Annotated in this window: 21 protein-coding genes and 1 riboswitch; of the genes, 10 read left to right on the top strand and 11 right to left on the bottom strand. The window is 73.1% G+C overall.

Annotated elements, in window-relative coordinates:
• The first annotated feature begins 19 nt into the window (after positions 1-19).
• Complete coding sequence (locus ACX25U_RS18235) at positions 20-988, top strand: LAETG motif-containing sortase-dependent surface protein (RefSeq protein WP_454393386.1); 969 nt, start codon at positions 20-22, stop codon at positions 986-988.
• 31 nt (positions 989-1019) lie between these two features.
• Here the strand turns inward: ACX25U_RS18235 and ACX25U_RS18230 are convergent, their stop codons facing one another.
• A complete protein-coding gene (locus tag ACX25U_RS18230; protein WP_454393384.1) occupies positions 1020-1373 on the bottom strand; it encodes an ArsR/SmtB family transcription factor in 354 nt (117 codons plus the stop codon).
• 80 nt (positions 1374-1453) lie between these two features.
• Positions 1454-1654, top strand: a riboswitch (cobalamin riboswitch).
• Between the two features lie 31 nt (positions 1655-1685).
• Here ACX25U_RS18230 and nicT point away from each other — a divergent pair.
• Positions 1686-2819, top strand: a complete 1134-nt coding sequence (gene nicT, locus ACX25U_RS18225) for a Nickel transporter NicT (RefSeq protein WP_454394348.1) — start codon at positions 1686-1688, stop codon at positions 2817-2819.
• Here nicT and ACX25U_RS18220 read toward each other — a convergent pair.
• Positions 2816-3820 (bottom strand): nucleoside hydrolase, encoded by a 1005-nt coding sequence (locus ACX25U_RS18220; protein WP_454393382.1) that lies wholly within the window; start codon positions 3818-3820, stop codon positions 2816-2818. The genes nicT and ACX25U_RS18220 overlap by 4 nt on opposite strands.
• 49 nt (positions 3821-3869) lie before the next feature.
• Between ACX25U_RS18220 and ACX25U_RS18215 the strand changes: the two genes are divergently transcribed.
• Complete coding sequence (locus ACX25U_RS18215; protein WP_454393380.1) at positions 3870-4856, top strand: hypothetical protein; 987 nt, start codon at positions 3870-3872, stop codon at positions 4854-4856.
• Positions 4857-4882: 26 nt separating this feature from the next.
• Here ACX25U_RS18215 and ACX25U_RS18210 read toward each other — a convergent pair whose 3' ends face one another.
• From ACX25U_RS18210 to ACX25U_RS18195, 4 genes are all read right to left on the bottom strand, one after another.
• Positions 4883-5164, bottom strand: a complete 282-nt coding sequence (locus ACX25U_RS18210; RefSeq protein ID WP_454393378.1) for a ribosomal protein L7/L12 — start codon at positions 5162-5164, stop codon at positions 4883-4885.
• A gap of 48 nt (positions 5165-5212) precedes the next feature.
• Positions 5213-5944 carry a GAF and ANTAR domain-containing protein gene (locus ACX25U_RS18205; protein WP_454393376.1) on the bottom strand — a complete coding sequence of 244 codons (732 nt, stop codon included), beginning with the start codon at positions 5942-5944 and terminating at the stop codon, positions 5213-5215.
• A 54-nt stretch (positions 5945-5998) separates the two neighbouring features.
• Complete coding sequence (locus tag ACX25U_RS18200) at positions 5999-6829, bottom strand: GAF and ANTAR domain-containing protein (protein ID WP_454393374.1); 831 nt, start codon at positions 6827-6829, stop codon at positions 5999-6001.
• 171 nt (positions 6830-7000) lie between these two features.
• The gene (locus tag ACX25U_RS18195; RefSeq protein ID WP_454393373.1) at positions 7001-8344 is read right to left on the bottom strand and encodes a helix-turn-helix domain-containing protein; all 1344 of its coding nucleotides are present in this window, start codon (positions 8342-8344) and stop codon (positions 7001-7003) included.
• A gap of 188 nt (positions 8345-8532) precedes the next feature.
• Between ACX25U_RS18195 and ACX25U_RS18190 the strand changes: the two genes are divergently transcribed.
• Positions 8533-8703: a hypothetical protein gene (locus ACX25U_RS18190; protein ID WP_454393372.1), complete on the top strand. Its 171-nt coding sequence runs from the start codon at positions 8533-8535 to the stop codon at positions 8701-8703.
• A gap of 180 nt (positions 8704-8883) precedes the next feature.
• On the opposite strand, the gene ACX25U_RS18185 is transcribed toward ACX25U_RS18190, so the two are convergent.
• The 4 genes from ACX25U_RS18185 to ACX25U_RS18170 form a co-directional block, all read right to left on the bottom strand.
• Positions 8884-10275, bottom strand: a complete 1392-nt coding sequence (locus ACX25U_RS18185) for an extracellular solute-binding protein (RefSeq protein ID WP_454393370.1) — start codon at positions 10273-10275, stop codon at positions 8884-8886.
• Complete coding sequence (locus tag ACX25U_RS18180; protein ID WP_454393368.1) at positions 10275-12920, bottom strand: substrate-binding domain-containing protein; 2646 nt, start codon at positions 12918-12920, stop codon at positions 10275-10277. The genes ACX25U_RS18185 and ACX25U_RS18180 overlap by 1 nt, the downstream gene beginning before the upstream one ends.
• Before the next feature lie 4 nt (positions 12921-12924).
• Positions 12925-13287: an effector-associated constant component EACC1 gene (locus tag ACX25U_RS18175; RefSeq protein ID WP_454393366.1), complete on the bottom strand. Its 363-nt coding sequence runs from the start codon at positions 13285-13287 to the stop codon at positions 12925-12927.
• Between the two features lie 89 nt (positions 13288-13376).
• Positions 13377-14438: a hypothetical protein gene (locus ACX25U_RS18170; RefSeq protein WP_454393364.1), complete on the bottom strand. Its 1062-nt coding sequence runs from the start codon at positions 14436-14438 to the stop codon at positions 13377-13379.
• A gap of 128 nt (positions 14439-14566) precedes the next feature.
• Between ACX25U_RS18170 and ACX25U_RS18165 the strand changes: the two genes are divergently transcribed.
• Positions 14567-15010 (top strand): hypothetical protein, encoded by a 444-nt coding sequence (locus ACX25U_RS18165; protein WP_454393362.1) that lies wholly within the window; start codon positions 14567-14569, stop codon positions 15008-15010.
• 109 nt (positions 15011-15119) lie between these two features.
• Positions 15120-16058 (top strand): hypothetical protein, encoded by a 939-nt coding sequence (locus tag ACX25U_RS18160; protein ID WP_454393361.1) that lies wholly within the window; start codon positions 15120-15122, stop codon positions 16056-16058.
• A gap of 199 nt (positions 16059-16257) precedes the next feature.
• Here ACX25U_RS18160 and ACX25U_RS18155 read toward each other — a convergent pair whose 3' ends face one another.
• Positions 16258-18333: a PhoX family protein gene (locus tag ACX25U_RS18155; protein ID WP_454393359.1), complete on the bottom strand. Its 2076-nt coding sequence runs from the start codon at positions 18331-18333 to the stop codon at positions 16258-16260.
• Between the two features lie 279 nt (positions 18334-18612).
• On the opposite strand from ACX25U_RS18155, the gene ACX25U_RS18150 reads away from it, so the two are divergent.
• The 4 genes from ACX25U_RS18150 to ACX25U_RS18135 all read left to right on the top strand — a co-directional run bounded on the left by ACX25U_RS18150 (position 18613) and on the right by ACX25U_RS18135 (position 23330).
• Positions 18613-20352, top strand: a complete 1740-nt coding sequence (locus ACX25U_RS18150) for a VWA domain-containing protein (protein WP_454393357.1) — start codon at positions 18613-18615, stop codon at positions 20350-20352.
• Positions 20353-20498: 146 nt separating this feature from the next.
• On the top strand, positions 20499-22214 hold the full coding sequence (metG, locus tag ACX25U_RS18145; RefSeq protein ID WP_454393355.1) for a methionine--tRNA ligase: 1716 nt from the start codon (positions 20499-20501) through the stop codon (positions 22212-22214).
• 490 nt (positions 22215-22704) lie between these two features.
• Positions 22705-22923, top strand: coding sequence for a type II toxin-antitoxin system VapB family antitoxin (locus ACX25U_RS18140; protein WP_111006448.1), 219 nt, complete (start codon positions 22705-22707; stop codon positions 22921-22923).
• Positions 22920-23330: a PIN domain-containing protein gene (locus ACX25U_RS18135; RefSeq protein WP_454393353.1), complete on the top strand. Its 411-nt coding sequence runs from the start codon at positions 22920-22922 to the stop codon at positions 23328-23330. Before ACX25U_RS18140 ends, ACX25U_RS18135 begins: the two co-directional genes overlap by 4 nt.
• Positions 23331-23337: the final 7 nt, after the last annotated feature.

Below are 23337 nucleotides of genomic sequence, written 5' to 3'. Positions count from 1 at the left end.
CAAGCAAGATGGGATCCGTATGTCCATAGCCAGACGTGTCACCGCCGGCCGCCTGCTGGGAACGGGCGCCGCGACGCTCGCCCTGTGTGCCGCCTCCGTCGCCGCCGCCTCCGGTGCCTGGGCCCACGGCGCGCCCGGCGGTGACGGCTGGAAGAACGGCGGCCAGTACAAGCCCGGAACGGGCGCGGGCAAGGTCACCGAGAGCGACCGCTGCCAGTTCTCGCTGGACGGCAAGAACTTCTTCGACGCCGTCAAGGTCGACGACCAGAGCCTGCGGCCCAGCGAGGACGGCAAGGTCCACATCAAGGTCCGTACCGCCCGTGACGCCACGGCCTGCACCGCCTCCCTGGCCTCCTACCTCGCCCACGGCCCGACGTTCGCCACCTCCGGCGAGCAGGTGTTCGTCGACTTCGACACGGTGACGGTCAAGCGGGGCGAGACCGACTCCCTCGACATCGCCGTGCCGGACGCCGGCTGCTTCGCGCAGATCGACCTGTACCGCGGGGCGGTCAAGTTCGACGGCAGGACGGACGCGAACGACGGTTTCGAGCACGGTGAGCTGCCCAAGGGCCCGGACCGCCCGGTCATCAAGGACAAGCTGATCGCGGCCTGGAACGGCGGCACCAAGGACTGCACGGCCACCGAGCCCGAGCCCGAGACCCCGTCCACCCCGCCGTCCTCGGCCCCCGCCGAGCCGCCGGCCCCGGCGGAGGAGTCGGCCCCGGCGGAGGAGTCGGCGCCTCCGGCCGACAAGACCCCCTCCGAGACGGAGAGCCCGTCGTCGAGCCCGAGCGAGACCCCGGCCCCGTCGGCCTCCGGCTCCACCACCGCCCCGGCCCCGGCCCCGAACGGCGGCGGCGGCGACCTGGCGGAGACCGGCGGCGGCAGCAACACCGGCCTCGTCGCCGGCGGCGCGGCGGTGCTGCTGGCGGGCGGCGCGGCGATCGTGGTCGCCACGCGGCGCCGGGCGGCGAACCGCGCCTCGTGATGCGCGCGGGGCTGTTCGAGCAGACGGCGGTTCAGGCCGCCGCGCAGTGCTCGAGCAGCCCCGCCACCTCCGCGTCCACCACCCGGTAGCGCACCACGCGCCCCTCCTTCTCCCCCGCGACGACCCCCGCCGCCCGCAGCAGCCGCAGTGCCTGCGACACGGCGGGGTCGTTCATGTCCGTGGCGAGGGCGAGGTCGGACACGGCGAGCGGCCCGGCGCGGTGCAGCGCCAGCAGCAGGGCGAGCCGCTTGGGGTCGGACAGCAGGGAGAAACGCTCCGCCCAGGTGTGGACGGGACCGGCGTCGCCGATCGCCGCGATGGCGTCGCACACCCGGTGACCGTCGATGGTGCGACGGCCGGCGCGGTCGGCAGGGACGAGATGCATGGCGCCATCCTCGCAGGCACCACCCTGTGATCTTCCATACCTGCGCAGCTGTGCAGCTATGCAGGCGACCGTCCGTACCTCTACGGTGGGCGGGCCGTGGTGCTCGGGAATCCGGTGACGGCCCGTCAAGGGTCCATGCCGGAGCGGCCCTCGCCACTGTGATCGGGGAGTTCCCGTCCCGTCCGGCAGCCGCCGGGCCACTGGTCCAACGACCGGGAAGGCAGGGACGGAGAGCGTTTCACCCCGTAAGCCAGGAGACCGGCCACGGCAGCTCACGAGGAGATCCACGAGGTGCTGGAGCGTGATGACCGGATGACCCTGCCCAACCCTGCCCCCACGCCGACGTCCGCGCGGACCGCGTCCGCGCGGCCGACGTCCTTCGCATGGCGCCGGGAGGACACCCTCAGGACCGCCGGCCTGATGGCCGTGATCGCCGCACTGCACATCGTCGCCTTCGGCATCCTGTTCCTGCTCGTCGTCCCCGGTAACTACCAGGTCGGCACCAAGGCGTTCGGCATCGGACTCGGCATCACCGCGTACACGCTCGGGATGCGGCACGCCTTCGACGCCGACCACATCGCCGCCATCGACAACACCACCCGCAAGCTGATGGCCGACGGCAAGCGGCCGGTGTCGGTGGGCTTCTGGTTCGCGCTCGGCCACTCCAGCGTCGTGGTGGCGATGGCCGCCCTGGTGGCGGGCGGCGCCCAGCTCGCCGGCACGCTGATGAACGACGACTCCCGGACCCACCAGGCGCTCGGCGTCCTCGGAACGGCGGTGTCCGGTACGTTCCTGTACCTCATCGCCGCCCTCAACCTGGTCGCCCTGGTCGGCATCCTGAAGGTCTTCCGGGCGATGCGGGCGGGCACCTACGACGAGCGGGAGCTGGAGGCGCACCTGGACTCCCGCGGCTTCATGAACCGCGTCCTGGGCCGGCTCACCAAGTCGATCTCCCGCCCGGGCCAGATGTATCCGCTGGGCTTCCTGTTCGGCCTCGGCTTCGACACCGCCACCGAGGTCACGCTGCTGGTGATGGCGGGCTCGGGCGCGGCGGCCGGCCTGCCCTGGTACGCGATCCTGTGCCTGCCGCTGCTGTTCGCCGCCGGCATGAGCCTGTTCGACACGCTCGACGGCACGTTCATGAACTTCGCCTACCAGTGGGCGTTCTCCAACCCGGTCCGCAAGGTGTTCTACAACCTCACCATCACCGGCCTGTCCATCGCCGTCGCCTTCTTCATCGGCACCATCGAGCTGGTCGGCGTGCTCCACGACAAGCTCGACCTCCGGGACGCCGTCACCGGCTGGATCGCCGGCCTCGACCTGGACAACGTGGGCTACGTCGTCGTCGGCCTGTTCGTCGTGGTGTGGGCGGCGGCGGTGACGTACTGGAAGGCGGCGAAGGTGGAACAACGGTGGGCGGTACGGCCCGCCGCCGACACCGACTAGTCGTTCCCCGTCCCCTCCACGGTGGCCAGGAACAGCTTGACGTACCGTTCGGCGTCGATGTCCAGCGCCACGTCCACCAGGGGCTGTTCGCGGGCCTCGCCGTGCAGTTCCGCCTCGCCCGGGCGCGGGCGGCGGTCGACGACCGTCTGCCCGCGGGCCGGGCCCGGCGCGAGGTTCACCTCCACCGGCAGCCGGTGGGTGGTCAGCCCCGCCGGGTCGGCGACCGAGCAGACCGTGCCCGCGTCGCCGAGGCCGCCGAAGGGGACGTCGTTGCCGGTGGCCGGGGTGCGGTGGGACAGCAGCCGCCCGGCCAGCCGGGCGCCGGGCTCACCGCGCTCGCGCAGCCGCCGTACGTCCGCCTCCGGCACGAGCACCCGCTCGAACACGTCCAGGCCGTACATCGTGACCGGCACCGCGGCGGTGAGCAGGATCGCCGCGGCCTCCGGGTCGTGCCAGACGTTGAACTCGGCGACCGGCGTGGCGTTTCCGGTGGCCACCGCGCCGCCCATGAACACGATCCGCTCGATGTTGCGGGTCACCTCGGGGTGGGTGCGCAGCAGCAGGGCGATGTTGGTCAGGGGAGCGGTGGGGACCAGCGTGACCGGACGGGGCGAGGCCAGGATCGCGTGGCGCAGCAGCATCACCGCGTCCACGTCGGCGGGCCGCCGGGACGGCACGGGCAGCCCGAGGTCGCCCATGCCGTCCCGGCCGTGCACGTGGTGGGCGGTGCGCAGGGGTTCGAGCAGCGGCCGCTCGGCACCCCGGGCCACGGGAACGGCGGGTGCGCCCGCCTGTTCCAGGACGGTCAGCGTGTTCCGTACCACCTGGTCCACGTCCGTGTTCCCGGCGACACAGCCGACCGCGCGCAGGTCGAGGCCCGGGTGGCGGACGGCGAACAGCAGGGCGAGGGCGTCGTCGACGCCGGTGTCGCAGTCGATGACCACGGGAGTGGGCCGAGAGGCCACGGGCGCTCCTTCCGTCGGACCGGACCCACCCCCCATCGTCACTCCCACAGCCCGGTGCCGCGCGCGGCCACCCTCCCCCAATCTCTTGAACGCGCAGGGGGACCCCCATCCCGATCCGCCGCAGCAGCTCCTCGACGGGTACGGCACCCGGGCGGCGCCCGTCCCGCAGCCGTACGGCGGCCTGGTCGCCGCCGGCCTCCCGCTGCCCGATTTTCCCGGCGCCGCTCACCCGGACGGACCGGCGCGCTGGTGGGCGGGGCGGCCGGGTGGTGCGGTGGGAGAACAGCACTCGCCCCTCTGGAGGCCCCGCATGTTCCGTCCCCCGGCCCGTGTCCTGCCCGCCCCGGTCCTGGCCGCGGTCGCCCTGCTGACCGCGGCGGCCTGCACCTCCGGGCAGGCCGGCCGGGCCGCCGAGACCGCCGCCTCCCCGTCGGTGGCCCGCCCGGCCGCACCGGCCTCCGTGCCTCCGACCGCCGCGCTCACCCAGGAGCAGGCGCAGAAGGCACTGCTCACCGAGGCCGACCTGGGTCCGGCGTGGGCACCCACCCAGGGGGCCGCGACCTGGCGGGACGGCGTGCTCAAGGCGCGGGCCGAGGTGCCCGACTGCCAGCGTCTGCTGGACGCCCTCTACGCCGACGAACCGCTCGGCGCCCCCTCAGGAGCGCACGCGGTCGCCGCCTTCGACGACGCCGACGACGAGGCCCAGCTGCGCCACCATGTGCTCGCACTCCGCGCGGCGGACGTGGACCGCGCCCTGAACTGGCTCAAATCCCTGCCGCGGACCTGCGCCGACTTCACGGCGACGACCACCCGGTCCGGCGTTCAGGACGTACGGGTCACGGGCCTCGCCCTCCCGGAGGTCGGCGACGCCCGCCAGGGCCTGCGCGTGACGTTCACCGACGACTCCTCCATCCTCACCCTCGACGTGGCCGCCGTACGCCTCGGCGACGACGCCGTCACCATCACCACCGGCGCCCTCGGCACCCCACCGGAGAACACCACCACCGAATCCCTCTTCCTGGTCACGGACCGCCTCACAACGGTCCACCACCAGGAACGGACCCAGGCCTGAGGAGGCCGGCGGGCCGGCGGCGGAGGTCAGGCGGTGAGGTGGTCGACGGCCTCCTTGGCCTCCTTCAGGCCGGCGCCCGTGGCCTCCCGGTAGGCCTTGATCGCCTCGACCTTCCGGCCCGCGCGGGCGAGGGCGGCCACCTCGTCCAGGCGCGGGTCCTCCTCGCGCAGACCCAAGTGGTCGAGTATCAGGTCCAGTTTGTGTTCGACGCGGGCCAGGCGGCGGTCGGTCCGGGACAGCCGGCTCCCGTTGGCGGCGATGCCGACGACGGCGACGAGGACCACGGCTGACAGCGCAAGTATGTCCATGACACAAAGGCCAGGAGCACCCGTGCCGCGTCCAGGCTGCGGACACGCCTACAACCGCCTCGATTCTTCCAGGAGTTCGGCCGCCGTGAGCTTGCCTTCGGCCAGGTCGCGGCAGACGGACGCCAGTGACCTGCGCTCCTTCTCGGCGTACTCGTGCAGCAGTTCCAGCGCCTTGGCGAAGGAGATGCCGGCGTACTGGGAGATCAGCCCCTTGGCCAGCTCCACCGTCGCCTTCGCGGAGACGGCGGCCTGGAGGGAGGTCAGCAGGTCGTGCTCACGCTTGGGCTCGGTCGGCCAGCGGGCCAGCGCGAGCGCGGCGATGTCGCACAGCCCCTGCGCCACGATCAGGTCCCCCGCCGGCAGCGGCGCCTCGTCCCGGCGCAGCAGGGACACCGCGCCGATCGCCCGGCCGTCCAGCCGCAGCGGCAGCACGTGCACGGAGACGTAGCCCGCGGCGAGCGCACGGTCGGTGTACTCCGGCCACCGGCCGTCGCCGCGCAGGTCGTCCGCGGCGACCGGCTCGCCGGAGCGGTAGCAGTCGACGGACGGACCCCGGTGCCGCTCCACCTGGAACAGGTCGAGGCGGCCGAGGGCGTCGTCGGAGGAGGCCATCACCCGAAGATCACCGCGGGCGTCGGCCACCACCACGGCCGCGTCGACGGCCAGCAGGGCGATGCAGTGGCCGCTGAGCCGGTCGAACAGGTCGAGGGGGTCGAATCGGCTGCCCAGAGTGTCGGCGAGGTCGACGAAGGCCCGCGTGAGCCGCAGTTCCCGGTTCATCGCCGCCTCCTCACGACACGACGCCCCGCACCCGGCCGTCGTGCCTGAGCGCACCTAGTCACGGTCGAACCTCTTCCTGTGCGTGATCACCTCGTGCGCCACGTCGAGTGCCGTACGGCCCTGGGCGAAGGCGGAGGCGCGCAGCCGCGCCAGAGCTTCGTCGGCGCCGACCCCGAGCTGGGCCATGATCATGCCGATGGCCTGATAGACCTCGTCCTGATCCGTGGTGAGACCGCTCAGCCAGGATTCTTCTCCTGCACCCTCATTGTCCTCCTCGTGAGGCAGGGACATCAGGGCCAGCGTCATCACGCCGGCCACGAGCTGGGCGGTGTGCAGCTCCCGCTTGGTGAGCTCGTGCGGGGCGTCGCCGTACAGATCGAGCGTGCCCACGCAGACGGCGTCGTTGCCGAGCGGAATGGAGTACACCGCCTGGACCCCGGCCTCGGCCGCCTGCTGGGCGAACACCGGCCAGCGCCGGGCGTCGCGGCCCGTGGTCAGGTCGGAGGCCAGTACGGGCGCGCCGATCTCCGCGGCGTACAGCGACGGCCCGTCGCCCAGCGTGGCCTGGATCTCGGCCACCCGGGAGGCCGCGTCGTCGCTGGCGCTCATCTGTACGGGCATGCCGTTGCCGCGCAGCGAGACGCTCACGCCGGTCACCGGCAGCAGCTTGACCGCGACCACGCACAGCCGGTGCGGGATCTCGGCGGGCGCCATGCCCCTGACGCCCTCGGCGATCACGTCGGCGGCGTTCACCGGGTCGCGCACGCGGTCCCGCTCGGGTGCCACCTCGGTCTCGTAGTCCTGGAGGCGGCCGTCCCGGCGGCCGCGCCGACCGGGTTCGCCGCCCGGGGCGCCGAAGCCGTCGTCCCTGGGCTGCATGGCCACCGCCTCCTCACCACATCAGCGCGGCCATCGTCGTTCACGGTTCCCGGGAACAGACGCACACGCGCTGAACGAGGAGACACCCCACCGCGGGTCCACCTGCCCAGACCGGCCCCCCGGGTACCCGCGCGCCTCCCCCGAAAACCCACGGGGCCGCAGGGTGCTCGCCCGCCGTCACAGCGGCGGCTGGGCCGGGGCCGGGCCCAGGGTGGTCGTGCCGGGGGCCGTGCGGTGGCCGAGGCCCGTGCGGTAGGCGTCCAGGGCGGCCTCCACGCGGCCGGTGCGGCGGAGCAGGTCGCCGAGGAGGCGGCACAGATCGGCGAGGTCGCCGGCCGCGCCCGCGCGCTCCAGCAGGCTCAGCGCGCGCACGTAGTGCTCCTCGGCGGCCTCCGTGTCGCGGGCGTCCTCGGCGATGATGCCGAGCAGGCGGTGCGCGGCGGCGGCGTGGACGGCGCCGCGCTCGGGGGAGAGGTCCCCGAGGACCTGCCGGAGCAGCCCGGCGGCCTCCTCCGACTTGCCGCGCCGGTGCAGGACGTCGGCCAGCTCGACCGCGACCTGGCTGGTGTAGAGCGCGGCGCGCCTGGCCGACAGCATGGTCTGCGCGGTCCGCAACTCCTCCTCGGCGCGCTCCAGTTCGCCGTTCTGTGCGCAGACGTAACCACGCATCCAGTGGCAGTTGGCGAGTTCGGCGCGCAGCTGCAGGTGCCGGTAGAGCTCGGCGGCCTTGGCGAGCGAGGCGTCGGCCTCGGCGATGCGTCCCTCGGCGAGCAGGGTGCGGGCCACCGACCGGTGCATCCGGGCCACCAGCGCCGGGTCGCCCGCCTGCGGGGCGAGCGCGAGGGCGAACTCGGCCGCCTGGGCCGCCCGCGCGTGCGCCCCCATGTCCATGTACGGCCCGATGACGCTCGCGTAGAGCAGGAGCAGCGCATCCGGGTCGTGCAGCCCGCCCCGGTTGAGCTCGTCGAGGGTGGACTCGAACAGGTAGACGGCGTAGCGCAGCTCGCCCGCCAGGTAGTGGGAGACGGCCCGGCCGCGCAGCGCGGGCACCCGGGCGGGCAGCGGCGCCTCGGCGAGGACCTGCTCGGACCGCTCGAAGAGCCGCCGGCCGCTCGCCAGCTCGCCGGTCTCCAGGGCGCACTCGCCGAGCCCGAGCAGGGCCTCGGACTGAACGTCGGCGAGCTCGTGCTCCTCGGCCTCGGCCAGCAGCCGGGCGTACTGCTCGGCCGCCTTCCCGGCCTCTCCGGTGGCGAGCGTGCGCTGCGCCTCGGTCAGCCTGAGCCGCAGGTCGGTGGCGAGGTGGGCGGGGCGCCCGGTGGCGAGCTCCTCGAAGGCGACCCCGAGCCTCCCGGCGACGTGCCTCAGCGCCTCGTCGGAGGGCCGGACCCGGCCCGCCTCGAGCGTGGAGATGTAGGCGGGGGTGTACGCCGGTTCCGCCAACTGCCGCTGGGTCAACCCTCGTTCGCGCCGCAACCGCTGCACCCTGCGCCCGATGGTCTCCGGGTCGTCCCGCTTCGCCATGCGGTTCATCATGCCAGCAGGCCGGCTTGTGGCGAGCGGCGCGCACTGACCGGAAATCAGCACCGGACCTTCCGCCCATGAGGCCCCAACTCGCCCTGTCACTCTTTCCGTTGGGCCGCCGGAACCCCTAGTTTGGAGAACGCGTTAAACGTGCTTAATCCATCACTGTCGTTGCGAGGTCGGTTGCCGTGCTCGGACGCACTGTCGCGCGCCAAGGACTCGGACTCGTCTCCGCACGTTTCGTCAGAGGATTCGGCGCAGCCGTCATAGCCGTGACCGCCCTCGTCGCGGCGGCCAACGCGGGCCCGGCAAAGGTGTCCGACCCGGCACCGGCCCAACAGGTCGCCCAGAGCCGCTGAGCGCTCCGCTGGAAGCACGGTGATGAACCCGCGGGCCGGTGGGAGCCGGCCGCGCCCACGATGGGGGTCCCCCTGCTCGTCAAGAGCTTGGGGGAGGAGTCGCACATCGATACAGCCCCGCGCCCCTCACGGGGAGCGGTGTCGCACCGGACTTCACCCAGGCTGCCCAGCACTTCCGGCTCAGTCCGGCAGTGCCCGTCGCAGCGCCTTGTCCAGTCGGCGGGCCAGGTCCGCGTCGCCGGGCGGATCGCCGGTGAACAGGGCGCCCAGTTCCGCGGTGAAGGTCTGGGTGAAGGCTCCGTAGAGCGGGGTGCGGGGACGGGAGACCGCCCGCCGCAGGGCGGGGAGCAGGATGGCGCGGGCGTAGCCGGGCCGGCCGGCCGCGTCCCGGGGCATGTGATCGGTGCGCTCACCGGTGGGGGACGCCGACGGCGAGTCCCCGGAGGCGGGCGCCGCCGCGCACCGGACCCCGTCGTCCTCGTACGCCGACGTGCGCGTCGCGGCGAACCCCGCGTCCAGCAGGCAGCGTTCGCTCTCGGCGCTGGTCAGGAAGGTGATCAGCTCGGCCGCCTTCCGGGCCCGCTGCGAGGACCGGGTCACCGCCAGGTTCTGTCCGCCGAGCACCGCCCGGCCGGGCAGCGGGGCCACACCGAGCTGCTGGTCGGTGAAGGTCTGGTGGAGCGTGCCGTAGGCGTACGGCCAGTGCCGCAGGAAAGCCGTGCGGCCGTCCGCGAAGTCACTGAGCGAGGAGGCCTCGTCGGAGTTCGCGGCGCTGCCCAGGAGGTACGGCGTGTCGGTGCGGTGGCGCAGCTCGGCGATGCCGTCGGTCAGCTCCCGCGGACCGGCGGTGTAGCGGCCGGAGGCGTCGGTGAGCGTGAAGCCCTCCGTCGCCGAGGCGAAGGCCTCGACGGCGTTGACCGTACGGCCCTCGTAGGCGGCGAGCTGCGTGGTCCACAGCTTCTCGTACCCCTTGGGCGGGTTGCCGTCCAGGATGTCGCGGAACTCGCGCAGCCGCTGCCAGGTGACGTCGGTGCCGAGGTCGGTCTGCTGCACGCCTGCCGCGCGCAGGTAGTCGCGCCGGTAGTAGAGCAGTCCCACGTCGCTGTTGAACGGCACCGCGTAGACCCGGTCCTTCCAGCGAGCCGTGCCGGCCACCGACGCGATGACGTCGCTCTCGAGCGCCTGGTCGGGCAGCGACCTGATCAGCCCCGCCTCGGCGAACTCCGGCACCCAGGTCACGTCCAGGTTGACCACGTCGTAGTCGGCGCTGCCCGACTGCAGGGCGCCCAGCAGCTGGCTGCGCTGCTCGTCGGCCGAGCCGGGCAGTTCCACCAGCCGAGCCCGGTAGCCGGGGTTCTGCTTCCGTTGCCGCAGGTTCCAGGCGTCGATGAGCTGCTGGCGGATGCCGTTCTTGCCGGTCACGTCCCGGCCGCTGGCCACCACGATCGGGCCGGGCACGTCGGCGGCGGGCGTCCGGTCCGCCCGCGGCCCGCCCCCGGTGCAGGCGGTGGCCGTCAGCAGCAGCGGCAGCACCAGCCGCCATGCGAGCGGTACCGCCGGTCGTCGGGCCATCACTCCTCCTTCGTCCCCACCCGCGCGACCTCCTCGCGCAGGCCCCTGCCGGGGTCGTCGCCCGCGTCCAGGCAGCGGCCACCGCTCGCCTCGGCGATCCGGGCGTCCGCGCGGCCCCGGTCGCAGGAGCCACTGACCAGCGAGACCATGGCCACCGGCACCTTCACCCGCCCCGCCAGTGCCAGCACCTCCTCCAGGTTCCCGCCGGTCAGCCGGTTGTTGTCCTCGTCGTCGGTGATGTAGACGATCAGCCGCGGCCGTTCGTCGTCGGTGCCGCGGCGGTCCATGTCGCGGAGCGCGGCGAGCAGGGCCGCGTGCGGGTCGGCCTCGGCGTCCCGCACCCGCGCCTTGTCGTCGACGGCCTGCACGGCTTCGGCGCGGCGGTGGTGCCCGAAGGGCAGCAGGATCTCGTGCCCGCGGTCACCGGACGTGCCGTACACCGCCCACACCCCGTACTCGTCCTGCGTGCCGAGCCCGCTCAGGGACTGTTTCAGGATGCCGGGGCCGCCGCTGGGCCCGGGCCACTGCCTGTCCATCGAGCCGGAGCTGTCGAGGAGGTAGAGGACCCGGCCGGGGCCGTGGGCGCTGCGGTACCGCTCGAGCGCCGTCTCCATCGCCGCCCGCTCGGCGCGGCCCGGCAGCGGACTGGGGAGGCGCAGCACGCCCGCGCCGACGTGCTGGTCGTCGAGCAGCGGGTGGCCGGGCTCCGTCGCGTTCCTGAAGCCCGCCGCGCCGAACACGGCCCGGCCCTCCTCGCCGGTCAGCCAGGTGCCGAACCGTCTGGCGGCGTCGTCCCGCGCCGCCGCGTCCCGGTCGCCGTCCTCCCAGCGGACCCGTACGAAGGTGGGCGTCAGCGCCGGTACGTCGTCGGGGTACTCGGCGGTGCGCGGCACCCGCGTGGTCCGGGCGCAGTCCACCCCGCTTCTGAGCAGGAACTCCGGGACCAGCGCGGCGGTGCGGCCGTCCGCGGCGCGGTCGTCCGGCAGCGTGCACAGCAGTTCGGCGGCCGTCGGCGAGGGCGGCCCGGTGGGACGTACGCTCTGCTCGGCGACGCGCGGGACGGCGGTGCCGCCGCCGTACAGGCCGATGGTCGCCAGCAGGGCGGAGCCGGTGAACTCGGGGTCGGGACGCAGCACGCGGGCGCTCAGGTCCCGCCGCTTCAGATCATCGGCCAGCCGGGACAGCGGAAGCCCGACGCGCTCGCCCAGGCCGTCGCCCGCGAGGTCCTGCGGGACGGCCAGCACGACCGGGGAGTACACGAACGGCTCGGGGTCCGGGTCGAGTGTGACGAGGGGACGGGCGGTCTGGTCGTCGACGGCCCGTGCCACGTCGGTGGCCGAGGCGGGGATCCAGACGTCCGGCTGCGGCCCGACGTCCCGCTGCGGGTTGGTGTCCTCCACGGGGTCCCGCCAGGCGTCGGCCTGCCGGCGCAGCGCGGTGACCGCACTGCTCACGCCCGCGCTGTAGACGGTGATGCCGGTACGGCGGCAGCCGTGCCCGGTGGTGTTGGCGTCCGAGACGAGGTAGGCGTCCGCGGCGGCGCGGACCGTCGGTTCCAGTTCGGGGTCGGTCAGCAGGCGCAGTTCGAGCGGCGGCGCGCAGGAGTGGCCGCCGCCGAAGCCGATGAGCTCGTAACCGCCGAGCCCGAGGCCGGCGAGCGCGAGCACCAGCAGCGCGCTCACCGTGACCCGGACCCGCCTGCGCGGCCCGCCGAACCAGCGGACGACGGCACCGGCCCGGTCCCGGAGCCGGGCGAGGCGGGCGAGCAGGGCCCGCAGCGGGCGGCGCGGGCGCGGGTTCCCGGTGCCGCCCTCCGGCACGGATCCGCCGGACGCGGCGGACCCGTCCGCCGGCCCGGTGCGCGGCGGCTGTTCGAAGGGCCGCGCCGGCTCTCCCTCCCGAGCCGCCCCCAGCAGCACGTCCGTGCCCGGCTCACCGGCGAACTGCGGCTCCCACGGGTCCCCGAGCGTGGTGACGCGGCCCGCCCCGGCCATCGACCCGCGCACCCGCTCGAAGATCTCCAGAAGCGACAACTCCCCGCCTGAGTCGAGGTGTTGCACGAGCTCTTCGGTGAACGGGCTCTCTCTCGTGCCGTCGCCGGAGTCGATGAGCCGATTGGCCTGCACGCTCATCAGCAGCAGGATCTTCTGCCGCCGGTCGGCGAAGTCGTGCCACACCTTGGCGGCGTTGCCCGCGTAGCAGCAGTCGAGGATCACCACGATCCGCTCGGCGTGGCTCCCGGCGAGCACGGTGAGCACCGCGTTGAACTCGTCCGCGCCCGGGAACACCGCCCGGCCGCCCGCGACCACGCGCGCGTTGCGCATCTGCAGGAACAGCTCGTCGCCCGCGCTCGGCACGGCACCGTGCCCCGCGAAGTAGCACAGCAGCAGCCCCTCCGCCCGGTGGGCCGCGGTGCGCAGCTCCTCGCTGAACTCGTCCAGGGAGGGCGAGCGGCAGACGGTGATCTCGCCCTCGCCGAACACCCCGCCCCGGCGCAGTACGTCCTCCAGCCGCTCCAGGTTGTGCCGGACGGCGGGCAGGTCGCCGGGGACGCCGTCCGGCTCGGCCGGTTTCGTGTGGTCGTACTCCGAGACGCCGACCAGCAGGGCCCGGTTCACCCGCCCGCGCGGGTCGAAGCGGTCCACGGGGCTATCCCTCGTCGCGGCGCACCGGATCGACGCGGGGCTCGGGCGGGTCTCCGGACTCCACCCGGCGGCGGTTCTCCAGCCAGGCATCCACCGCCCGTCTGGTCTGGGCCAGCAGCTCCTTGGTCACGGCCTCGGCGCCCGCGCCGATCAGGACCAGCAGGATCTCCATGCCGGCGCCCATGTGACCGGGCGGCCCGTCCGAACGCGGCCGCTCGAGGATCCGCAGCCGCCCGTCGCGGACCAGCTCCTCCAGCGGTCTCTCCCGCTCCAGCCACGCCTTCAGCGCGCCGACGTCCTTGCTGCTCGCACTTCCGTCAAGCCGGACCCGGATGTCTCGGCCGGCCACGCCATCCCCCTCAGCCATAACTCACCATTCTGGCACCGCGACAGGCATTCGCGGGAGGGCGCGTACCGGCCACGCGCACCACCTTCCGGGCGCCGCGCTCCGTACCGTCAGCCCTGCGTCTGCAACTGCCGCAGCTGCTGCCGTACATGGTCCAGCGCACCCTGGCGCCGACCGGGCACCCGCCCCCGCAACTCCGCGAGCACCGGCCCGAGTTCGCGGGCCCGCTCGGGGTCGCTGATCCGTCCCCACTGGTGGTGCGCCCGGTCGACGGCGGCCTCGACGGCCGGGGTGTCGGCGGTCTGCCCCATGGCCAGGCGGGTGGCGGCCACGGTCAGCCAGGCCCGGCAGCTGCGGGCGGCGTCGCCGGCGAACATCGCCAGGTCCGCGCGGACCTCGGCCCAGTGCAGCGCGTCCTCGGACACGGCCCCGTGCGCGCGTACGGCGGCCTGCTCCCAGCGGGCGGCGAGCGCGTCGGCGTCGCCGTGCCGCCCGGCCTCCACGCAGGCGGCGACGGCCGCGTGCGGGTCGGCCGGCGCCGGCCGGGGAGCGGTGAGTACGAGCCCGGGCCCGCCGCCCTCGTCGGCCAGCCGCGTCAGCGCCCGCTGGTGCAGCTCCTGAAGGGGCGGCCGGCGCCCGCTGCGCAGGATCGTCGCCACCGCCCTCATGTACGCCGGCACCGCCACCGTGCGCCGGGCGGGCGGCGGCGCGAGGCGGCCGTACACGGCGATGTTGCGGCCCGAGTCCAGGGGGCGCCGCCGCAGCAGTTCCCAGCTCTCCGCGTCCGCGTGCAGATCGGCCACGACCGTGGTCGTGCCGTCCGGGCGCAGCCGCAGCTCCTCGCGCAGCCAGTGCCAGGGCAGCGCCGTGTAGCGGACGGTCGCCGGGGTGGTGCGGGCCAGCGCCAGGTGGGGCAGGTGCTGGCGGCGGTCCAGCTGGAGCTGGCCGGTGACGAACACGGTCAGCGGGCCGGGCGCCGCCGCGGCGGCGCGCAGCCGGGTGAGCACGGCCTGTGGTTCGAGCGGGTCGGCGAGTTCGACGACGGTCGCGGTGTCCGTACCGGACAGCACCGAGGGCGGCACGGCGGCCAGCACGGGGAGCACGGAGGCGGCGTCCACCAGGCGCCCCCTGCCCACGGGCGCGGCCGCGAGCAACAGCACGGTTCCGGGCATCGTCCCCCCGTCGGTGATCCGGTCGGTCGCCTGCGTCAGAGCACACGGTAACGGTTGCACCGACTTGCCAGGGCCCCTTCCCCGGTGTGCTCTGGTAGGCGGGGGCGAGGAGAGAGAGGAGCGCTCTCATGGCTCATGCGGCACCCGTGTACGGACGCACCACCCGCGGCAGCACCCGCAGGCCCGACCTGTTCAGCCCACGCGCCCACGCCATCGGCCGGTGGGCGGCGCCCTTCGCACTGGGGCTGATCTACGGCTACTGGGCGGCGGCGATCCGGCGACACGGCGGACCGATCACGACCGGGAACCTCGTGTTCGGCTTCGTGACCACCATCGTGTTCACGGTGGTGCTGGCGAGCGTCCTGGTGCTCGGCCCGCGCCTGGGGCGCGAACCGCACGCCGTGCTCTGGTTCGCCTTCATCGGCGTGGCGTTCGGCTTCCTCTTCAGCCAGAGCGGCGAGTCGGTCTGGCTGTCCGTCGCACTGTCCCTGCTGGCGGGCATCGGCGTGGGCGTCATCTGCTTCTACTGGTTCTACACGCACGAGGACGCGCGGGGGCACCGCATCACCTGACCGCACCAGGCCCCGCGGCCCGTGCCCCCGTCCCCCGCAACCCGTCGCAGTCACCCGAATGCCCTTCCTCCGCTCGCGGGGCCCCCGCGGGCGGCCTTGGCTGGGACATGTGTCCCGACGCCTGCGAAGCGGTCTGTCAGCCGTACTGATCGCCCTCTCGTGCCTGCTCGTGCCGCTCGGCGCGCTGTCGGCCTGGGCGGCGTACGGCCTGGCCGACACCGGTCGCTACGTCACCACGATGGCGCCGCTCGCCGACGACCCGGACGTGCGGGACGCCGTCGCGGACGCCGTCGGGGACGGGATCGTGCGCGAGATCGGCCACGAACTGGACGCCGGCGTGCTGCGCGGCACCGTCGCGCCCTTCGTGCACGACGCGGTGCGTTCGTTCACCCGGACGGAGGCCTTCCGTACGGCGTGGAACGAGAGCAACCGGGTCGCCCACGACGCCGTCCTGCGGGCCCTGCGCGACGACCGCGGCGAGCGCGAACGCCCGGTCACCGTCGACCTCGCGCCGGTCACCGCCCAGGTCAAGGCCAGGCTCGCCGAGGACCACGTGCCGCTCGCCGGCCGCATCCCCGTCGAGCACACCGAGGTCGACCTGCTTCCGGCCCAGCAACTGGGCCGCCTGCGGAAGGGGTACCACGTGCTCGAAGTCGCCGGTTTCTGGCTCCCGGTGGCGGCCGTCGTGTTCGCCGTCGCCGGCCTCGCCCTGGCCGCCCGCCGCCGCCGCGCGCTGACCGCCACCGCGCTCGGTACCGCCCTGGGCGGCGCGCTGCTCGCCCTCGCCGTCGCCATCGGCCGCAGCGTGACCCTCGCCGACCTGCCCGCCGAGGTCTCCCAGCCGGCCGCCGGCGCCGTCTACGACGCCCTCACCGCCACCCTGCGCACCGCTTCCTGGCTCCTGGTCGCCCTCGGCCTGACGGTGGCCGCCCTCACCTGGCTCACCCGCCGCCGACGCCCCCTGCGCCTCGTACGCCGCCGCCGCACGTCGGAGCCCCCGACCACTCCGCCCCGCGACCAGCAGCCGCCGCCCCGAGTCCAGGTCTGAGTCCGCCCGGGGCGCCGGGCTGCCCGTACCCACCGGCCCGGTTCGTCGAGCCGTGGGGCAGGACCGCGGAGCCGGCTGACCCGGCGGTCGCGCGGCCACGGATCCCGGTCTCGAACACGCGGTCCGGGCCCGGCACAGGGGCACCCCCGCCGAGACACCCGCGGGTGCTCGGCGGGGGTGCCCGCGCCGGGTGGCGTCCTCACACGCCGATGTCGCTCCCGTCCGCCCGCCAGACCGCCACCACCGCGGGCCGCGTGATCCTGCCGGGCCCGTCCGGCCAGGCGCTCGCCGGCTGCTCCACCGACGCCCCGTCGAGCTCACCCGGGTGCTGCACGGCGACGACGACGCGCCGCTCCTGCACGATCGGCCCGCAGGTCTCCGCGCCCGTGGGCATGGTCAGGAACTGCTTCAGCTCCCCTCGCCGGTCCCCCTTCACCGCGACGCCGAACAGCCCGTCGTGCGAACCGAGCTGGTTGCCGTCGGTCGAGATCCACAGGTTCCCGTAGCGGTCGAAGGCCACGTTGTCCGGGCAGGAGATCGGGCTGACGTGCTCCTTCGGGAACCCGGCGAAGTAGGTCGACGGATCGGCCGGGTCACCGGCGACGAGGAACACCGACCAGCCGAAGCGCGTCGCGTCGGCCTTGTTGCCGCGCTCGGTCAGCTCCAGGATGTGCCCGTGCTTGTTGGCGTTGCGCGGGTTGGCCTCGTCGGCCGGCGCGTAGCCCGCCTTGCCCCGGTTGGTGTTGTTGGTGAGGACGACGTACACCTTGCCGGTGTGCGGCGAGGGCTCGATGTCCTCGGGCCGGTCCATCTTCGTGGCGCCCACCTTGTCGCCCGCGAGCCGCGTGAAGACGAACACCTCCTCGGCGGTCATCCCCTCGACGTGCGAGACGGCCCCCTTCGCGGTCGCCGTGGCCAGCGGGATCCACTCGCCGCTGCCGTCGAACTCCCCGTCGGCGGGCAGCTTTCCGCTCCCGTCGATCTCGGCGGCGGGCGAGTCCCCGGTGAGCCGGGCGACGTACAGGGTCCCCTCGTCGAGCAGCGACAGGTTGTGCTCGCGCGCGGAGCGGCTGTTGCCGGGCCGCATCCGCTTGCTGCCGACGAACTTGTAGAAGTAGTCGAACCGCTCGTCGTCGCCCGAGTACACGACGGGCCGCCCGTCCTCGGTGAGCCGGACGGTCGCCCCCTCGTGCTTGAACCGCCCGAGCGCGGTGCGCTTGCGCGGCGTGGAGGACGGGTCGTAGGGGTCGAGCTCGACGACGTACCCGAACCGGTGCGCCTCGTTGGGCTCCCGCGCGATGTCGAACCGCTGGTCGAACCGCTCCCACTTGCGCTCGGTGGCCCCGGTGCCGATGCCGTAGCGCTTGTCGGTGGCCCGGCCGCCGTTGGCGAAGTACTGGTTGAAGTTCTCCTCGCCGTGCAGGGTCGTCCCCCACGGCGTGGTCCCGCCCGCGCAGTTGTTGAGCGTGCCGAGCACCCGGCGCCCGCTCGGATCGGCGGAGGTCTTCAGCAGGTCCGACCCCGCGGCGGGGCCGGTGAGCCGGAACTCGGTGGTGGCGGTGACGCGCCGGTTGAGGTGGTGCCGGGGTACGGCGGTGAGCTTCCCCGTCTTCCGGTCCTCCTCCACCACGACGGCGGACAGCCCGTGCGCGGCCCAGGCGACCTCGACCTGCTGCCGGGTGGGGTTCTCGGGGTCGTATCCCCGGAACATGAGCACCTCGTCGGTGTACTCGTGATTGGCGACGAGGAGCTGCCGGTGCGGCTCACCCCGCAGGGGCAGCAGGGCCAGGAAGTCGTTGTTGTACCCGAACTGCCCGGCCTGCGCCGCCGCGGTCTGGTTCTCCGGGTCGAACGCGGGCGCCCCGCGCAGGACGGGCTCGCCCCAGCGGATGACGACGTTCTGCCGGTAGCCGTCGGGGACGGTGACGGTGTCGGCGGTGTTGGGCGCGACGGGCGCGAACCGCAGCCCACGCGCGCCCGAGGGCTCCTTCCGGGACGACGCGGGGGCCGGGCCGGAGGCCGCGGCCTCCGCCGGGCGGGCCCCGGCGACGGCGGCCGTACCGGTCGCGGCGGCCACACCGACGACCGCGGCGGCCCGCAGCACCGAACGGCGCGCGAGCACACCGGCGATGACATCGCCGACGTACTCGTTGGAGCTGGTGTTGGGCACCTCGTGGAAGCAGGCGTCACCACACCGGAAACGACAGGTCAGGGCGGACCGTCCGCCGGGATGCGAGCCGGAGGGCGTTCCGATCAACGGCAGCAGCTTGCGCAATTGTTCTCTCCTTGGGTGCCCGTGGTGCCAACGCGAACCGTAGGAGCACATATGTGCGGCAGTCGGGCGCCAGGATGAACGACGGGTGAACCCGCGGCAGCGTCAAGGAAGTTGTCCCGAGGTCGCCGTACGGTGCCGGGCGCGGTCCGGGCACCGCGCTTGACAGCCACGGCACCGGACACCCGACCCTGCCCAAGATCGCCCATGAGGGCAGCTAACCTTACGTGTCCGTCCTGGCCAGGGATTGACGGGCTTCAACTCATGCGAAGGGTTGCGCACATGGGCATTCTCACTCTCTTGCGGAACGCGTTCGGCCGGTCACGCAGAGCGAGGACCGTCGAGGCGGAGGGTGCGGCGCAGGCCGCCGAAACGCACGCTGCGGCCGAGACCACCCCGACGCCGCCCGAGCCGGCCCCGGAGCCGGGCGCGGAGCCGGCCGCGGCTACGGCCCCGTCGCCGAAGCTCCCGTCCCCGTCCCCGGAACCGACACCGAAGCCCACGGCCTCCGTCCCGGAACCCCGCGACGAACACGACCTCGTCTCGGCGGCCTTCGACAACGTGACGGTGCCGAGGCCCGCCCGCCCGGCGGACAGCCAGGCACCGGAGGAGCCGGTACAAACGCCGTCCGCCACCGAGGAGCCGGCACCGGAGACAGCCCCGGAAACGAAGCCGACCCCTGAGCCGGAAACTCACCCCGAGCCGAAGCCCGAGCCCAAGCCCGAGGCCGAGGCTGAGCCGGAGCCCGAGGCCGAGTCCAAGCCCGAGGCTGAGCCCGAGGCCGAGGCGGACGCCGAGGCCGACGTCGAGCCGGAGGCTAAGCCCGAGACCGGGCCGGAGCCCGAGCCCGAGGCTGAGCCCGAGGCCGAGGCGGACGCCGAGGCCGACGTCGAGCCGGAGGCTAAGCCCGAGACCGGGCCGGAGCCCGAGCCCGAGGCTGAGCCCGAGGCCAAGGCGGACGCCGAGGCCGACGTCGAGCCGGAGGCTAAGCCCGAGCCCGAGGCTGAGCCCGAGACCGGGCCGGAGCCCGAGCCCGAGGCTGAGCCCGAGGCCAAGGCGGACGCCGAGGCCGACGTCGAGCCGGAGGCTAAGCCCGAGCCCGAGGCTGAGCCCGAGACCGGGCCGGAGCCCGAGACCAAGGCTGAGCCCGAGACCGGGCCGGAGCCCGAGACCAAGGCTGAGCCCGAGACCGGGCCGGAGCCCGAGACCGAGGTGGAGCCGGCGGCTACGGCGGAACCCGCAGCCGCCGACGGCGAGGACACCCCACAGGGGCCACCCGCACCCGACCACGAAACCCGCACGGGTGGTGCGGGTGGGAACGTCCCCGCCGAGGGCGAAGCCGAGGCACCCGAACCGGCCACGCTCCCGCAGGAAACCGTGAAGTCCCACGCCCCCGGCCTCACCACCGCCTACGAGGCCGCCGGAGCCGCCCTCGAGAAGCACGGCCTCACCGGCACCCGGGCCAAGGTCTACCTCGTCCTGGACCGCTCCGCCTCCATGCGCCCGTACTACAAGGACGGCTCCGCCCAGGCCCTCGGCGAGCAGACCCTCGCCCTCGCCGCCCACCTCGACCCCGAGGCCACGGTCCACGTCACGTTCTTCTCCACGGAAGTGGACGGCACCGGCGAGCTCACCCTCACCGAGCACGAGAACAGGATCGACGACCTGCACGGCTCCCTGGGCCGCATGGGCCGTACGAGCTACCACGCGGCCGTGGAAGCCGTACTGGCCCACCACGAGGAGTCCGCGGACGACCCGGCCGCCCCCGCCCTGGTGATCTTCCAGACGGACGGCGCCCCGGACGCCAAGACCCCGGCCACCCAGTCCCTCACCGAGGCGGCGAAGAAGCACCCCGCCGTCTTCTTCTCCTTCGTCGCCTTCGGTGAGCACGACAACAAGGCCTTCGACTACCTCCGCAAGCTGAAGACCGACACCACGTCCTTCTTCCACGCGGGCCCGACCCCGCGCGAACTCACGGACCAGGAGATCTACGAGGGCGTACTGGCGAACTGGCGCCCGTGATCCACACGCGCCAAGGGCCGCCCCTTCCCACCCAGTAAAACGGGAAGCGGGCGGCCCGCCCATGTCGGCTACGATTTCAAGGTTCCGTAGACGACCCGAACCCGACGAGATCGTCACCCTCAGCAGCGACCTGGGAGCAGCCCGCGATGGCTCGACACCTCATCACCAGCGCCCTTCCGTACATCAACGGGATCAAGCACCTGGGCAACATGGTGGGGTCCATGCTCCCGGCGGACGTGTACTCCCGCTACCTGCGCCAGCGCGGCCACGAGGTCCTGTACATCTGCGCGACCGACGAGCACGGCACGCCCGCCGAACTGGCGGCCAAGGAGCAGGGCATCCCGGTCGACGAGTTCTGCGCGCAGGCGCACGACGCGCAGAAGGCGGTCTACGACGGCTTCGACCTGGCCTTCGACTACTTCGGCCGCAGCTCCTCCCCGCAGAACCACGAGATCACGCAGGAGATCGCCCGCGAGCTGAAGGCGAACGGGTTCATCGAGGAGCGATCCATCCGCCAGGTGTACTCGAACACCGACGGCCGCTTCCTGCCCGACCGGTACATCATCGGCACCTGCCCGCACTGCGGCTACGACAAGGCACGCGGCGACCAGTGCGAGAACTGCACGCGGGTCCTGGACCCGACCGACCTGATCGACGCCCGTTCGGCGATCAGCGGCAGCAGCGACCTGGAGATCCGCGAAACCAAGCACCTGTTCCTGCTCCAGTCGGTGCTGGCCGGCGAGGTGGAGGCATGGGTGGACGAGCGGGCCGAGAACTGGCCGGTCCTCGCGTCCTCCATCGCCCGCAAGTGGCTCACCGAGGGCCTGCACGACCGTGCGATCACCCGTGACCTGGACTGGGGCGTCCCGGTCCCGGCCGACACCTGGCCGGACCTGGCCGCCGAGGGCAAGGTGTTCTACGTCTGGTTCGACGCCCCGATCGAGTACATCGGCGCGACGAAGGAGTGGGCGGACCAGGACCCGGAGAACCGGGACTGGCGCTCGTGGTGGTGGGAGTCGGACGCGGACGTCCACTACACCGAGTTCATGGGCAAGGACAACGTGCCCTTCCACAGCGTGATGTTCCCGGCGACCCTGCTGGGCACCCGCTCGCCGTGGAAGAAGGTCGACGTCATCAAGGCCTTCAACTGGCTCAACTACTACGGCGGCAAGTTCTCCACCTCGCAGCGGCGCGGCGTCTTCACACACGACGCGCTGGACATCCTCCCGGCCGACTACTGGCGCTACTTCATGATGGCGAACGCGCCGGAGTCCGACGACTCCTCCTTCACCTGGGAGCACTTCACGGCCACGGTGAACAAGGACCTGGCGGACACCCTGGGCAACTTCGTCAACCGCGTCCTCTCCTTCTCCCGCAAGCGCTTCGGCGACGCGGTCCCGGAGGGCGGCAAGCCGGGCGAGGCCGAGGCCAGGCTCGGGGAGGAGATCGCCCGGCTCCTCGCGGAGTACGAGGAGCAGATGGAGGCCATCCAGTTCCGCAAGGCGGCGGCCGCGCTGCGCGCCCTGTGGTCGGCGGGCAACTCCTACCTGGAGGAGAAGGCCCCCTGGCTGGAGATCAAGACCAACAAGGAGGGCGCGGCCCTCACCCTGCGCACCGCGATGAACCTGATCCACCTCTACGCGGTGGTCTCGGAGCCGTTCATCCCGGCCTCGTCGGCAGCGATGCGCGCGGCATTCGACCTGCGGGACGACACGGCCACCTGGGTCACCCCGGAGGAGGCGAAGTCCCTCACCACCCTCACCCCGGGCACCCCCTTCACGGTCCCGCCGGTCCTCTTCACCAAGCTGACGGACGAGGACCTGGAGACGTACAAGGAGCGCTTCGGCGGTTCGGGCGAATAGGGCTTACCGTTTGCGCACAGGGGCCGGGAACGACTTGTTCCCGGGCCCCTTCGCCGTGGTCCCGAGCGGTCCGGGCAGATCATTCCAACAGGGGTGTCGCCGCCCACTTCGGACCTGGACTTCTACGACCGCCGGGGAAGGGGATGTCCGTGAAAGCCGGGGGGGACGAACGAGATGACCACGCAGTCGGCGATTCCGGAGACTCCGAACACTCCGAAGACGCCAGTACCGGCAGGCATATCCATGCCCTGTCCGTTGTGACGTCGGGGCCATCTCAAGGCGCCCGGAGTGGGCCCTGCGTCGCACTCGTCGGGATCATGGCTACCCCAGGGCTTGGCAGAGGGGGAGCAGGGTGATCGGGGGAACGGTCGCGCCCTTCGCCGTTCATCCGCCCCCTGTCCAAGGTCCGAGCACGCGTCACGCCTGCCCCGGCCGGCGCGGATTGATATAAGCTTGGCGCTGATATATAAGTCCGACTGCGGGAGGTCTCATGTCCAGGACTCTGGTCGACATCGACGACGACAAGCTGGCCTTCGCTCAGCGGCAGCTCGGCACCAAGACCAAACGGGAGACCATCGACCGCGCGCTGACCATAGCGTCCGCGATCAGCGCCGACGACCGGGCACGTGCCCTGCGCTGGCTCCAGGAGAACGCCGACGCGTTCCTGGACTTCGACGTCCTCGCGGAACGGGAACGGGCAGGCCTGTGACCTACCTCGCCGACACCTCCGCCGTGTGGCGGCTGCTGCGCGGGCAGCTCGACTCCCCCTGGCCCGATCGCGTGGCACGAGGGCTCGTCGCCATCTGCCCGCCCGTCGAGGCCGAGCTGATGCCCGGCCTTCGCTCCGACCGGGACTACGAGCCCTTCTTCACCATGCTCGGCCAGACCTTCGGCTGGGTCCCTGCCCTCGACGATCCCTGGCCGAAGGTCGTGGAGGTGCAGCGGGACCTCGCGAGGATCGGCCATCATCGCGGCCCTTCCCCCATGGACATTCTGATCGCCCTCATCGCCGAGCAACAGCACCTGACCGTTCTCCATGTCGACGACGACTTCGCGGCCATCGCCAAGGTGAGACCAGGCATCCCCATGGTCCGGGGCAAAGCACGAAGCAACTGACTGACTC

The sequence above is a fragment of the Streptomyces sp. JNUCC 63 genome, from assembly GCF_054366325.1.
The sequence above is the reverse complement of the archived record's forward strand: the minus strand, read 5'-3'. Positions and strand labels throughout refer to the sequence as shown.

Bases quoted from the DNA above. Each gene is read 5' to 3' on its own strand.
- ACX25U_RS18235 (WP_454393386.1), top strand. From the start codon at position 20: ATGTCCATAGCCAGACGTGTCACCGCCGGCCGCCTGCTGGGAACGGGC.
- ACX25U_RS18230 (WP_454393384.1), bottom strand. From the start codon at position 1,373: ATGCATCTCGTCCCTGCCGACCGCGCCGGCCGTCGCACCATCGACGGT.
- nicT (WP_454394348.1), top strand. From the start codon at position 1,686: ATGACCCTGCCCAACCCTGCCCCCACGCCGACGTCCGCGCGGACCGCG.
- ACX25U_RS18220 (WP_454393382.1), bottom strand. From the start codon at position 3,820: ATGGGGGGTGGGTCCGGTCCGACGGAAGGAGCGCCCGTGGCCTCTCGG.
- ACX25U_RS18210 (WP_454393378.1), bottom strand. From the start codon at position 5,164: ATGGACATACTTGCGCTGTCAGCCGTGGTCCTCGTCGCCGTCGTCGGC.
- ACX25U_RS18205 (WP_454393376.1), bottom strand. From the start codon at position 5,944: ATGAACCGGGAACTGCGGCTCACGCGGGCCTTCGTCGACCTCGCCGAC.
- ACX25U_RS18195 (WP_454393373.1), bottom strand. From the start codon at position 8,344: ATGGCGAAGCGGGACGACCCGGAGACCATCGGGCGCAGGGTGCAGCGG.
- ACX25U_RS18185 (WP_454393370.1), bottom strand. From the start codon at position 10,275: ATGGCCCGACGACCGGCGGTACCGCTCGCATGGCGGCTGGTGCTGCCG.
- ACX25U_RS18175 (WP_454393366.1), bottom strand. From the start codon at position 13,287: ATGGCTGAGGGGGATGGCGTGGCCGGCCGAGACATCCGGGTCCGGCTT.
- ACX25U_RS18170 (WP_454393364.1), bottom strand. From the start codon at position 14,438: ATGCCCGGAACCGTGCTGTTGCTCGCGGCCGCGCCCGTGGGCAGGGGG.
- ACX25U_RS18165 (WP_454393362.1), top strand. From the start codon at position 14,567: ATGGCTCATGCGGCACCCGTGTACGGACGCACCACCCGCGGCAGCACC.
- ACX25U_RS18150 (WP_454393357.1), top strand. From the start codon at position 18,613: ATGGGCATTCTCACTCTCTTGCGGAACGCGTTCGGCCGGTCACGCAGA.
- metG (WP_454393355.1), top strand. From the start codon at position 20,499: ATGGCTCGACACCTCATCACCAGCGCCCTTCCGTACATCAACGGGATC.
- ACX25U_RS18140 (WP_111006448.1), top strand. From the start codon at position 22,705: ATGTCCAGGACTCTGGTCGACATCGACGACGACAAGCTGGCCTTCGCT.